We start from the raw sequence: 12,869 nt of genomic DNA, 5'->3' as shown, positions 1-12,869 counted from the left end.
AACGATGGGCATCACTTCCGTGGCCGGCGTTCCGGTCCAACCCCGGCACCGCGCGACCTGCCACTGCGGCACGGTCGAGCTGCTGCTGGACCTGCCGGACGGGATCGTCGATCCCCGCCGCTGCGACTGCTCGATGTGCCGCCGCCGTGGCGCCATCGCCGCCAGCGTCCCCCGTCAGGGCCTGCAGGTGCTCCGCGGGCAGAACCACCTGCAGAAATACCAGTTCAATACCCATGTGGCCGAGCACTACTTCTGCGGGGTGTGCGGCATCTACACCCATCACCGACGCCGCTCCAACCCCGACCAGTACGGCTACAACGTGGCCTGCCTGGAGGGCATTGATCCGTTCGCGCTGGGGGTTATTCCGGTCAGCGACGGGGTCAACCACCCGTCAGACCGCACCGGCTAGTGGCGCGTGCGCCGCGGCGGCGTGGCGATCTTCTGCCAGGGCGCCATGCCGCTGCGCCCCGCCCGCGCCGGGCGTTTCAGCCAGGGCCGGCGTGACGGTGCCTGTGGCGCGTCCTCGACCGGGGGAGGAAGGGGTCGACGGCCGGGCCAGAGATGGTCGAGCAGCCACATGGCAGGTCTCCGTGTGGGGGGACGGGGACGATCAAGACTAGGCCCGGGTGGGCATAGGCGACGTGAGCGGGACACGACAACGGGATGACGGCGGAGGCGGCGATGAGCCTGCTACACCATGTTCCCGACCAAGGCACCTGTCCTTTTCCGCAACAACAGGCGCAACACGGCGGCACAGGCGGCGGTCAGCAGCGCCAGTACACGCAGCAGTGTCGCCAGCGCCTCACTACTGGCGTGCTGCAGCTGCATGCCGCTTATCGTCGGTAGCAGTGCCTGCGCCTGTTCCCGCGCCCCCGTGGCCAGATAGGCACCGGCACGCACCAGCGATGCCGGCGACGCGCCCTGCAGCTGATGGCCGATCAGCAGCGCAAGCAAGGCAGTGACTGCGGCCAACGCGATGCCTTCGCCGGCCACCCGCACGGTTCCGAATATGCCTGCGGCCATGCCGGCACGCTGCACCGGTACCACGCTCACCGACAGTCCATCCATCAGCCCCCACGGCAAAGCCGTGCCTGCGCCGACCAGCATCAGCAGCGGCACCCACTGCGAGGGCGACGGGTGCGACGCCTGCCGCGACAACAGGTACAGGCCGGCGGCACATACCAGCAGACCCAGCGTGCACAGCCGCGCACTTCCCACGCGCTCCGCCCAGCGCGCAGCCAGCATCGGCAGCACCAGCATCGGCGCGGACAGCGCCAACATCTGCAGTCCCACCAGCGTCGCGCTCTGGCCATGCACGCCCAGCAGTTGCAGAGGTAACACGACCAGCAGCACCACGTAGCCGAAGCAGGTCGCCACCGGCAGCAGCTGGACACCGAGGAACGCCGGTTGCGAGAACAGTGAGAGGTCCAGCAACGGTGAGGGGTGCCGCCGTTCGATGCAGACGAACACCCCGCCCAACAGCAGCGTCGCCAGCAGCGCCAGCTGCACGCGCGCGGCATGCAGGCCGAACTCGCCCGACCACAGCAGCGCCAGGGTCAACGCCGCCAGCGTCAGGCTGAAACTCAGCATGCCGCCGATATCCAGTGGTCGGCGCTCGCCATGACTTTCAGGCAACGCGCGTGCCCCCAGGCCGAAGGCCACCAACGTGAGCACACCGCCCGCGGCGAACACGCTGCGCCATCCCAATGTCTGCAGCAGCAGGCCCGCGAGCAGGGGCCCCAACGCCAGCCCCATGCCGAACGTGGTGCCCAGCAGGGCGAAGACACGGGCACGCGCCGGCCCCTGCCAGGCCTGTGCCAGCAGCGCCGTGCCGGATGCCAGCGCCGCCGCCGCGGCAACGCCCTGCAACCCGCGCGCCAGATCCAGCCATAGCAGCGTGCGAGCAAGGCAGACGGCGGCGGTGGCGGTGGTGAAGCCCGCCGTGCCCAGCAGGAACAGCCGCCGACGGCCATATCGATCGGCCAAGCCGCCTGCAGCGAGCAACAGACTGCCGAAGGTGAGCATGAAGGCGTTGGTCACCCAGGCCAGCGCGGTGGGCGATGCCGCCGCGGAACGGGCCAGCGCCGGCACCGCGACTGCACCGGCAGAGAAGGACAACGGCAACGCCAGCGCGGCCAGGCAGACCGCAAGCAGCGCCCAGCGCTGCTGCGCGCGGACAGGTACAGGGAGCATCGAATCCGGGGCCATGCGGGCCTCCATCCATCAGGGGCATTGATGATGGACAGGCCGCTATTCCAGAAAAACAGGCTCGGTGGACGTTGATTGCGGCGAGATGTTCCGCAATCATCCAAGCATGGACTCCATCTCCGCCCTGCTCGCCTTCGTCCGCACCGCGGAGGCAGGCAGCATTGTCGGTGCCGCCCGCGTACTCGGCCTGTCAGCCTCGGCCGTCGGCAAGCGCATCGCCCGGCTTGAACAGGAACTCGGCACGCGCCTGTTCCAGCGCACCACCCGCCGCGTGCATCTCACCGACGAAGGCGAACTGCTGCTGCAACGCTGCCGGCGTGCGCTGGATGAGCTTTCCGAAGCGCAGGCGGACCTGGCGCAGCGACAGCACGCCCCCAGCGGACTGCTGCGCATCGGCCTGCCCACCATCGGCTACCGCTTCCTGCTGCCGGTGCTGCCCGGCTTCCAGCAACGCTATCCGCAGGTGCAGCTGGAACTGGACTTCAACGACCGCATCGTCGATGTGGTCAGCGAAGGCCTGGATGCAGTGATACGCAGTGGCGAACTGGCCGATTCCAGCCTGACCGCACGGCGGCTGGGTGGTTTTCGTTTCATCCTCTGTGCGGCGCCGGGCTATCTGCAGATGCATGGAACGCCCGGCGATGTGGGCGACCTGCGCATGCATACCGCGCTGCGCTTCCGTTACCCCACCACCGGAAAGCTGCATCCGTGGCAGCTGCCGGGCATCGAAGGCGACGCCGGGGCGCGCCTTCCCACGGCGATGACCTGCAACAACATGGAAGCCGTGCTGGCCGCTGCGATCGGATGCATGGGCCTGGCCTGGATGCCTGACTTCCTCGCAGCCGACGCGCTGGCCGATGGCCGCCTGCAACAGGTGCTGCCCACACTGCCCACGCACCAGGGGCAGTTCTCGCTGCTGTGGCCCGGTGGGCGCCATCCCAGTGCACGCCTGCGGGTGTTCATCGACTACGCCGTTGCGCACCTTTTCCGCAGCACCCCGGAAAAGGGGACGGAGGGGATTAAGTCGTAATTGGTCCTGCTGTGCCTGAAACGACTTAATCCCCTCCGTCCCCTTTTTCCTAGCGGCTGAAGCGGCGCGCGCCGGCGACGCAGATCACCGCGACCAGAGTCACCAGCACCATGCTGAGGCTGACCGATTCGTGCAGCAGCAGCGCGGCCAGGGCCAGGCCGAAGAACGGCTGCAGCAGCTGCAGCTGGCCGACAGCGGCGATGCCGCCCTGGGCCAGCCCGCGGTACCAGAACAGGAAGCCGATCAGCATGCTGAACACTGCCACGTAGCCCAGTGCCCACCACGCCGAGGCACCGACCGCCGAGAGCGAGGCCGGGCGCATCAGCACCGTCATCGGCAGCATCACCGGCAACGCCAGCAGCAATGCCCAGCTGATCACCTGCCAGCCACCCAGATGACGGGCGAGCCGACCACCTTCCGCGTAGCCCAGCCCGCACACCACGATCGCCGCCAGCATCAGCAGGTCGGCCTGCAAAGAGGCTTCGATGCCGTTGCGCGCGGCATAGCCGACCACGCAGGCACTGCCCAGCAACGAGAACAGCCAGAACGCCGGGCGCGGCCGATCGCCACCGCGCAGCACGCCGAACACCGCTGTACTCAACGGCAGCAGGCCGAGGAACACGATGGTGTGCGCCGACGACGCGTGACGCAGCGCGAGCGCGGTCAGCAGCGGGAAGCCGACCACAACGCCGAGGCTGACCACCACCAGCCCTGGCAGGTCGCCGCGCCGCGGCCATGGCTGGCGCAGCAGAAGCAGCAGCCCCAGACCGAGCACCGCGGCGATGGTGGCGCGTGCGGCGGTAACGAACCCGGCATCCAGCTGCAGCACCGCCAGCCGGGTGGCCGGCAATGAGCCGGCGAAGATCACCACACCGATGAAGCCATTGATCCAACCACTCGCCGACCGTTCCACGCCTGTACTCCTGAAGGTGCCGGACGATGCCCGGCTGCACCTGTATGGAAGCATCCAGCGCGGAACGACCCCAGCTACAATCCAGTACAGCCGCAAGTAACTGTACTACCCACACTTCCACTACGGTTCCACCATGCCGCGCCCGCTCACCCGCATCGAATCGGTCATCCAGACCGTCCGCACCCGCATCAGTGCACGGGTGGATGGCCCCGGCTCCCGCCTGCCTTCGGTACGTGCGCAGGCAGCGACCATGGGAGTTTCAGTCTCCACCGTGGTCGAGGCCTACGAGCGCCTGGCGGCCGAGGGCCTGATCAGTGCACGCGCAGGCTCGGGCTTCTACGTCAGTGGCCCGGCCGCACCGCTGGCGCTGGCCGAAATGGAGCCGCGGCTGGATCGCGCGGTGGATCCGCTGTGGGTATCACGACAATCGCTGGAAACGCCCGCGGGCGATCTCAAGCCAGGGTGCGGCTGGATGCCCAGTGACTGGCTGTATCACGATGGCGTGCGCCGCGGCCTGCGCGGGCTGGCGCGTGCCGATGCCATGCAACTGGTGGACTACGCCGGCCCACTCGGGCTGCCCGCGTTGCGCCAGCTGCTGCAAAGGCGCAGCGCCTCGCTTGGCATCGATGCACCGATGGAGCAGATCCTGCTGACCGAATCCGGTACGCACGCGGTCGATCTGCTCTGCCGTTTCCTGCTCAAGCCCGGTGACTGCGTGCTGGTCGATGACCCGAGCTACTTCAATTACCACGCACTGCTCAAGGCGCACCAGGTGCAGGCCATCGGCGTGCCGTACACGCACAGCGGCCCGGACCTGGAGGCGTTCGCGCAAGCCCTGCAGGCGCATTCGCCGCGGCTGTACATCACCAATTCCGGACTGCACAACCCGACCGGCGCGGTGCTTTCAGCCAACACCGCGCACCGCCTGCTGGGCCTGGCCGAACGCAGCGAGCTGATCATCGTCGAGGACGACATCTTCGCCGACTTCGAACTGCAGCCGGCACCGCGGCTGGCCGCGCTCGATGGACTGTCACGGGTGATCCACGTCGGCAGTTTCTCCAAGACGCTGTCGGCAGCGTCGCGCTGCGGCTACATCGCTGCGCGCCACGACTGGATAGAAGCACTGACCGACCTGAAGCTGGCGACCAGCTTTGGCGGCGGCCATCTGGCCGCGCAGTTGATGCACATCGCGCTGACCGATAGCGGTTACCGCCGCCACATGCAGTCGATACGTTCGCGCCTGGCCGATGCACGCCGGCACACACTGCGGAAACTGCAGGCGCTGGGCATCACGCCGTGGCTGCAGCCGGAAGCCGGCCTGTTCCTGTGGTGCCAGCTGCCCGATGGCCGCGACGCCGCCGCACTGGCGCGGCACTGCCTGCGCGAGGGCATCGTGCTGGCGCCGGGCAACGCGTTCAGCCAGTCGCAGCGCGCGGCCGACTATCTGCGCTTCAACGTCTCGCAGTGCCAGGACCCGAGGATCTGGCAGGTGCTGGCACGCGCGCTGCGTTGAGCTGGTAATGCGCGACCAGCGCATCCACCACCATGCGTACGCCCCGCAACTGGCCGCGACGATGCGGCAGCGGCGCGCAATGCCTCTTGCGCGCCGCGCTACAGTGGCATGTCCCCCGCCGCAGGAATCCGCGCATGTCCACGTTCTCCGATCCGCAGGCGGTGGCCCGCTATACCGAGGGCCCGCTGCGCCAGGTGCCGGGCTTCCTCGCGCTGCAGCAGATGAGCCGCCTGCTGCTGGCCGAACGCGTTCCCGCACAGGGCCGCGTGCTGGTACTCGGTGCCGGGGGTGGGCTGGAGCTGAAGGCCTTTGCCGAGGCGCAACCGGGCTGGCAGCTGCTGGGCGTGGACCCGGCCGCACCGATGCTGGCCCTGGCCGAGCAGACACTGGGTCCGCTGATGCCGCGTGTGCAGCTGCTGGAAGGCTACATCGACGATGCGCCCGATCTGCGCTTCGATGGTGCCAGCTGCCTGCTGACCCTGCACTTCCTCGATGCAGGGCAGCGCCTGCACACGTTGCGCGAGCTGCACCGGCGCCTGCAGACCGGCGCGCCGCTGGTTGTGGCCCACCACAGCGTGCCGCAGGAACCGGCCGGCAAGCTGCGCTGGTTGCAGCGCTACGCAGCGTTCGCCGAAGCCTCGGGCGTTGCCCACGCCGATGCACAGCGCGCGATCGAGGCCATTGCCGAGCGGCTGCCGCTGCTGGCCCCCGAACAGGAAGTGGCGCTGCTGCAGGAGGCCGGCTTCGATGGCGTGGAGCTGTTCTACGCAGGCTTCAGCTTCAAGGGCTGGGTGGCGTACGCCGGGTGATGCCTACGGCACCACGGTGATGCCGATGCGCTGCATCAACAGCGCCACCTGCTGCACGTCCAGCGTGGCACCACGCAGGTTGGTGCTGCGCAGGTCCAGCTCACCCAGCTCCGAGTTGGTCAGGTCGCAGTCGGTGAAGTTGGCGCTGTTCCAGTCGATGCCCTCGAACTGGCCGCCGGACAGATCCGAGCCCGCGAAACTGGCGCCGCTCACATTCGCGCCATCCCAGCGGTTCTCCCACAGCTCGCACTTCTCCAGCGTGACCCGCGAGAAGTTCGCGTAGCGCAGGTTCGACTTCTTGATGAAGGCACTGCAGAACCAGCTGCGCGTGGTGATCTGGTTCATGAAGCTGGCGTTGCTGAAGTCCGCGCCCTGCGCACGGCACTCGCTGATCTCCAGGCCCAGCGCCTTGATGAAGTTGAAGTGGCACATGCTGATGTCGCAGCTGCGGAAACTGGCTTCTTTCAGCGTAGCGCCATTGAAGCGGCAGCCGGCGCGGCTGTCGGCATCGTAGAAACTGCAGTTGATGAACTCGGTGCCGGTCAGGTCCGCACCGCAGAAATCGCACTCGTGGAACTGCTGGTCGACCACTTTCTGGCCGGTGTACTGGTCCGCGCCGATGCGCAGCTTGCGGTGAACGGTGGGAGACATCGGGGATTCCATGCCAAGTGCCCGCCATGATGCCGGGCGGCGAGGCCGATCCATAGACCCCGGGGCGGGCGGGTTCACCGGCAGTCCAGCCGCCCTGCGCCCTCCCGACCAACGCGCGTTGTTGCACGATTATGCACGAACGTGCAGACTTGCGGCATGAGCGCCGACCCCAGCCCCCTACCCGCCCAGCGCACCCGGCAGATCCTCGAGGAGCTGCGCCAGCAGGGCCGCGTGGTCGCCGCCGAACTGGCGCGCCGTTATGCCGTCTCTGAAGATTCGATCCGCCGCGACCTGCGCGAGCTCGCCGCCCAGGGCCTGTGCCAGCGCGTCTACGGCGGCGCCGTGCTGCCGCCGCCCAAGGAACGGCCGCTGCGCGAGCGCCTGACCCGCGACCGCGGCGACAAGGCCGAGCTGGCCGCCCGCGTCTGCGCATTGCTGCAACCCGGCCAGGTCGTACTGCTCGATGCCGGTTCAACCAACCTGGTGATCGCCCAGCAGTTGCCGGCCGCCCTCGGCCTGACGGTGATCACCAATGCGCCACAGATCGCCACCGCCGCCAGCATGCTTGATGGCACCTCGGTGCAGCTGATCGGCGGCCGCCTGGCCAGCGGTGGCGGCGCGGTCGGCGCCGAAGCACTGGCCCAGGTGCAGCGCCTGCGCGCCGATGTGTATCTGCCCGGCCCCTGCGCGGTGGACGGCGACACCGGCGTGTGGGCAATGGATGCGGAAGAAGCCACGCTGAAGCGCGCGATGGTGGCCTGCAGCAGCCGTGTCATCGTCGCCGCCACTACTGAAAAGCTCGGTGCCCGCGGCCACTGGCAGATTGCCAGCCTCAACGAGATCGACGACCTGGTGCTGACCACCACCGCGCCGCCCGCATTGGCGGCACGCTTCCGCGCCGCCGGCATCGCGGTGCATCCCACTCCCCCCTGACCGTACCGCTCATGTCCCTTGCCAACCGCGCGCGTGCCGAACAGCACGCGACCCGCGCTGCGTTCTTCATTCCCGGCTTCGCCACCGCGCTGTGGGCCACGCTGGTGCCGTTCGCCAAGGCACGCACCGAGATCAATGACGCCACGCTGGGGCTGGTGCTGCTCTGCCTCGGTGCCGGTTCGCTGCTGGCAATGCCGTTGTCCGGCGTGCTGGCCGCGCGCCTCGGTTGCCGGCGGGTGATGGTGGCCAGCAGCCTGCTGATCTGCCCGACCGTGCCCGGCCTGGCGCTGGCCGGTTCGGCCTGGACACTCGGGCTGGTCCTGTTCGTGTTCGGCGCGGCCGTGGGGGCAATGGACTGCACGATGAACGTACAGGCCGTCATGGTCGAGCGCGAAGCACGGCGCGTAATGATGTCCGGCTTCCATGCGTTCTTCAGCATCGGCGGCTTCCTCGGCGCGGCCACCATGACCGTGCTGCTGTCCGCACAGCTGCCGCCCTTGGCATCCGTGCTGGTCGGCGTCGGCGCCATGCTGCTGGTGATGCTGCTGTCGGCATCGTACTGGCACAGCGAACGCATGCCGCATGACACACCGATGCTGGCCCTGCCGCATGGCATCGTGCTGTTCATCGGCGTGCTGGCGTTCGTCGCCTTCCTCGGCGAAGGTGCGATGCTGGACTGGAGCGCAGTGTTTCTCAGCGATGTGCGTCGCGTCGATGCCAGCCTTGCCGGCATCGGCTATGTGACCTTCACCCTGACCATGACCGTCGCACGCCTGTTCGGCGATGCACTGGTGGCACGCGTGGGCCGCCAGCGCGCGATCGTGTTCGGCGCGTTGCTTGCCGCCGCGGGCATGCTGGTGCTGACCCTGGTCACGCCGTGGCAGGCATCACTGCTCGGCTATGTGCTGGTCGGTCTCGGCTGCGCCAACATCGCACCCGCACTGTTCTCGCTGGCCGGCCACCAGACGCGCATGCCCGGCGCGCTGGCCATCACTGCCGTTTCGACGCTGGGCTTTGCCGGCATCCTTGCTGGGCCGGCGCTGATCGGTTTCGCTGCCAATCACTTCGGCCTGATCGCCGCGTTCATCGGCGTGGCCACGGCCTTGTTGCTGGTGGCGATGTCCACGCGTTGGCTGCGGGTGTAGCCCAGGGCATCAGCGCCGCCTGCGCCGCAGCTTCATCCGCAAGCGCCGATAGCCGATCACCGTCGCCGTGGCACACAGCGCGGTGCCAGCAGCGCTCAGCAGCAGCAACACCGCCAACCGGGCACCTTCCTGGCGCAGCATCGCCGGCAGGTCCCAGCTATGCAGGAAGTAGAACAGCCAGCGCCCCACCCGCTCACGATGCCCCATCGTCAGCAGCGGATCGCCGGTCGCCAGATCGAGATAGACGCGTGTCGCCTCGGCATCACCGAAATCCACCACTGCCACCGGGAAGCGACGTACCGCTGCACCATTCATGGCCTCGGGCGCACGCGGGTAGAAGTACGCATCCGCTGCATGCTGCACCACGAAACCCTGCATGGGTGTAGCGGACAGCGCACGTGCCCTCTGCTGCAACCACGCGGTCGGCAGCCACCGTGCGACATGCAGGTGCCCATTGCCGCCGGACACGATGCGCGTATCACCCTGCCCGTCCAGCAACACCGCGAACAGCTCACCACCGATCCGTCGCCACTGGATCTCCACCGGCTGGAAGCGCGCAGCTTCGGCCACCGCCAGGAGCTTCGCAGGATCACCCAGCGCACCATCCACCGCCACCGCGCCGCCACGGTAGTGCTCAACATCGATCGCTTCATCCGTGCTGCTGAAGACACCCAATGGGTTCATCGACATCAGCCCGCTGAAGATCCAGGTGAACACGAAGGCGGACGCCATCAGGCCAAGCAGGTGGTGCCAGCGCATCCACGGCTCGACGTACGGCGTCTTCGCACCGGAACGATAGTGCCCACGGAAACGCCAGCGCCATACGCCCACCACGATGCCGCTGATCGCCGCCACCGTGCACAGTGCGGACAGCACGATCACCACCCACGTCCATACCGGGTCGACCGACTGCATGCGCAGGAAGTACAGCCAGTGCAGCCAGGCGCCCACATAGTTCCAGCGCTGCTGCACATGCGGGGCGTCCAGCACCACCTCACCGGTATGCGAGGACACATACAGGTCGCCCGGCTGCGCGCCGCCCACCTCCACCCGATACAGCGGCCGATGCACGTCCAGCGCGCGCGAATGCGTCCAACGGTCCTCCTCCACGCGCATCGCACCCACGAAGGCCTGCCCGCCCGCGAACTGTGCAGCGGATGCTTCAGCGCGCTGTGCCGACACCGGCAGCAGGGCCTGGCCGGTCACGGCAGACCAGGCGCCCACGTTGCTGCCACTGCGCACCACATACGCTGGCTCGCCACGCAGTGTGGTCAACGCCACAGCCTCCGGCTCGGCCTGCACAGCCGCAGGCAGTACCGACAGCCCCTGCAGGTCGCGGGCATCACCCAGCAACGGCAACGCCGCCAGCCGCTCGCCGGGTGTCAGCTTCGGGTAACCAATGAACAGCATCACCATGCCGCTGACGAACCACAGCAGCATCAGCAGGCATCCGCCGATGCCCAGCCAGCGATGCACCAGGTAGGTCCAGCGCTTGGCGGTGGAACGCAGCGTCATCGCCAGCGCCCTCAGAAGCGATGGTCGACGGTGAATTCGACGCGCCGGTCCGCACCCAGCAGCCACTGCGTGCTGGTGTAGTACGCGGTGGCGTAGTACGCCTTGTCGAACACGTTGAACAGGCGTGCGGACAATCGCGTGTGCGGTGCCGCCTGCCAGGTCAGGGCGAGGTCGGTGGTGCTGTAACCGGGCAACTCCAGCGTGTTGGCATTATCGGCGTAGCGCTTGCCGACATAGCGAACGCCACCCGCCGCGCTCCAGTCCGGCGCGAACTGCCAGCTCAGCCACACACTGGCCAGGCGCTCGGCCACGTTCGGCGGCACGTTGCCATCGCGCGACACCAGCATCGGCGGCGAACCCGTGGTTTCCAGGAAGTCCTCGAACTCGGCCTTCAGCACCGTCGCATTGGCATCCAGCGTCCAGTGTGGCGCGAAGTTCCAGTTCAGCGACGCCTCGATACCGCGCGAGGTCTGCGCGCCCACCTGCACGCGGCGATCCGGCACCAGCGGATCGCGGCTGAGCAGCCCGGTCTTGCGGATGCGGTACGCCGCCAGCGTCCACTCGCCACCGTCGAAGGCCTGCTTCAGGCCCACCTCGATCTGCCGGCCCTTGGCCAGATCGAACGCACCGTTGGCCGGGCTGATCATCAGCAGGCCACTGACCGGGTCCGCCGCCTGCGAGTACTGCGCATAGAGGCTCAGCGTCGGCTGCAGCGCGAATACCGTACCCGCACGCCAGCCGGTGCTGCTGTAGGTTTTCGAGAACGCGTTCTGGCCGCTGATCAGATCGGTGCGATCAATGCGCGCGCGGTCGTGGCGCAGGCCACCCAGCACCGACCAGCGCTCGCTCAGCGCCAGCCGGTCTTCCACGAACAGCGCGTACTGCTCGGCACGGTTGCGGTAGCGCGGCAGGTTCGGCGCGTCGCTGGCGAACTGGCCCGGCACCGGATCGAACGGATCGACCGGGCCCGAGCTGCCGGCATAGGTGTTGTTGGTGTGCTTGAAGTGCGCGCGGTTGGCATCCAGGCCCACCGCGAAGTTGTTCTGCAGGCCACCCGCCGTTCCCTGCACGCGCAGCGTCGAGGTCAGTCCGGTCTGGTCCTGGTTGTGGGTGATCTCGGTATTGCCCGAGCGATCAATCAGGCCGGTAGCGCGGTTGTAGACATAGGCCTCGGCATTGCGCCAATCGCGCTGGCTGTCGATCTGATAAACCCGCGTGCGCCATTCAACGTTCGCGTTCGGTGTCCACAGCGCGTCGAGCTGGGTCCAGCGGTCGCGGAAGCGGATCTCGCTGTCGTCCACGTTGTAGTTGCGGTGGCGCAGCGCCTCCAGCTGGCGGCCCTCGACCAGCGGCGTGCCGAAGTAGCGCATGGGTTGCTGGTAGCCCTGCGCATGGGTGAGCGTCAGCTGCAGGTCCGCACGTGGCTGCCACAGCAACGCACCGGAGAACGTCGCGTCGCTGTTGCGTCCACGATCAACCCAGCCACCGCTGTAGTTGCCGCTCACATCCAGCCGGTAGGCCAGCCCGGGCGTCAGCGCGCCACCACTGCCGAAACCCAGGCGCGCGGTGTCCTCGCTGCCCACGGTCACGCTGATCTCGTTTTCGATGGCACCGCGCGAGGGCTTCTTCGGCACGATGTTGATCACGCCGCCGATCGCACCGTCGCCATGGATCACTGAGGCCGGGCCGCGCAGCACTTCGATGCGCTCGATCGACCAGGTATCGAACGGGAAGGTGATGCCCACGCCGCCGTACTGGCGCAGCCCATCGTACAGCCGCATCACCGAGGCACCGTCGGTGAAGCCGCGGCTGGACAGCGCACTCAGGCCATTGCCCGGATGCGGCATCGCACTGATCGCACCGGCCCGGCTGATCGCATCGTTGAGGTTGCTGTCGCCGCGCTGCTCCAGCTGCTCGCGCGAAATCACCGTCAGGCTGGCCGGTGTCTGCAGCACGCTCAGGCCCAATGCAGAGCCTGCGCTGGCAGTGGAGGACAGCTCGCCGCTGCGGGTGTCGACCACCCGCACGGTATCCAGCGTGGTCGGGGGTGCCGCGTCGGCGGCAAGCAGGGGCGCAGCATGCAGGAGCAGCGCGCACAGGACAGGCAGCGTCGCCCGGCGCAGGCACCCGGGGTTGGGGTTCGTTTTCATTT

General features: G+C 68.0%; 11 protein-coding genes. 6 read left to right on the top strand and 5 right to left on the bottom strand.

All coding sequences use genetic code 11. The features are described from left to right. The first annotated feature begins 4 nt into the window (after positions 1-4). On the top strand, positions 5-409 hold the full coding sequence (locus tag N5C25_RS00260; RefSeq protein ID WP_058979411.1) for a GFA family protein: 405 nt from the start codon (positions 5-7) through the stop codon (positions 407-409). 281 nt (positions 410-690) lie between these two features. Here the strand turns inward: N5C25_RS00260 and N5C25_RS00255 are convergent, their stop codons facing one another. Next, complete coding sequence (locus tag N5C25_RS00255) at positions 691-2,208, bottom strand: MFS transporter (protein ID WP_251102231.1); 1,518 nt, start codon at positions 2,206-2,208, stop codon at positions 691-693. A 106-nt stretch (positions 2,209-2,314) separates the two neighbouring features. On the opposite strand from N5C25_RS00255, the gene N5C25_RS00250 reads away from it, so the two are divergent. After that, the gene (locus tag N5C25_RS00250; RefSeq protein WP_058979452.1) at positions 2,315-3,238 is read left to right on the top strand and encodes a LysR substrate-binding domain-containing protein; all 924 of its coding nucleotides are present in this window, start codon (positions 2,315-2,317) and stop codon (positions 3,236-3,238) included. A 49-nt stretch (positions 3,239-3,287) separates the two neighbouring features. On the opposite strand, the gene N5C25_RS00245 is transcribed toward N5C25_RS00250, so the two are convergent. Beyond that, positions 3,288-4,151: a DMT family transporter gene (locus tag N5C25_RS00245; RefSeq protein WP_058979414.1), complete on the bottom strand. Its 864-nt coding sequence runs from the start codon at positions 4,149-4,151 to the stop codon at positions 3,288-3,290. Between the two features lie 133 nt (positions 4,152-4,284). On the opposite strand from N5C25_RS00245, the gene N5C25_RS00240 reads away from it, so the two are divergent. Then, positions 4,285-5,664 (top strand): PLP-dependent aminotransferase family protein, encoded by a 1,380-nt coding sequence (locus N5C25_RS00240; protein ID WP_262214676.1) that lies wholly within the window; start codon positions 4,285-4,287, stop codon positions 5,662-5,664. Positions 5,665-5,798: 134 nt separating this feature from the next. Next, positions 5,799-6,473, top strand: a complete 675-nt coding sequence (locus N5C25_RS00235) for a class I SAM-dependent methyltransferase (RefSeq protein ID WP_262214674.1) — start codon at positions 5,799-5,801, stop codon at positions 6,471-6,473. Between the two features lie 3 nt (positions 6,474-6,476). Here N5C25_RS00235 and smqnr read toward each other — a convergent pair whose 3' ends face one another. After that, positions 6,477-7,124: a SmQnr family pentapeptide repeat protein gene (gene smqnr, locus N5C25_RS00230; protein WP_251102227.1), complete on the bottom strand. Its 648-nt coding sequence runs from the start codon at positions 7,122-7,124 to the stop codon at positions 6,477-6,479. A 156-nt stretch (positions 7,125-7,280) separates the two neighbouring features. Here smqnr and N5C25_RS00225 point away from each other — a divergent pair, with 156 nt between their 5' ends. Both N5C25_RS00225 and N5C25_RS00220 read left to right on the top strand, forming a co-directional pair. Beyond that, a complete protein-coding gene (locus tag N5C25_RS00225; RefSeq protein WP_279936121.1) occupies positions 7,281-8,057 on the top strand; it encodes a DeoR/GlpR family DNA-binding transcription regulator in 777 nt (258 codons plus the stop codon). Between the two features lie 11 nt (positions 8,058-8,068). After that, positions 8,069-9,202, top strand: a complete 1,134-nt coding sequence (locus N5C25_RS00220; protein WP_279936120.1) for an MFS transporter — start codon at positions 8,069-8,071, stop codon at positions 9,200-9,202. A 9-nt stretch (positions 9,203-9,211) separates the two neighbouring features. Here N5C25_RS00220 and N5C25_RS00215 read toward each other — a convergent pair whose 3' ends face one another. After that, complete coding sequence (locus tag N5C25_RS00215) at positions 9,212-10,717, bottom strand: PepSY domain-containing protein (protein ID WP_279936119.1); 1,506 nt, start codon at positions 10,715-10,717, stop codon at positions 9,212-9,214. Between the two features lie 11 nt (positions 10,718-10,728). Then, complete coding sequence (locus N5C25_RS00210) at positions 10,729-12,867, bottom strand: TonB-dependent receptor (RefSeq protein ID WP_279936118.1); 2,139 nt, start codon at positions 12,865-12,867, stop codon at positions 10,729-10,731. Positions 12,868-12,869: the final 2 nt, after the last annotated feature.

Origin of the sequence: Stenotrophomonas sp. GD03958, assembly GCF_029839005.1 — a bacterium.
GTDB lineage: Bacteria > Pseudomonadota > Gammaproteobacteria > Xanthomonadales > Xanthomonadaceae > Stenotrophomonas > Stenotrophomonas hibiscicola.
Note: the sequence above shows the minus strand (reverse complement) of the source record. Positions and strands in the feature narration are given on the sequence as shown.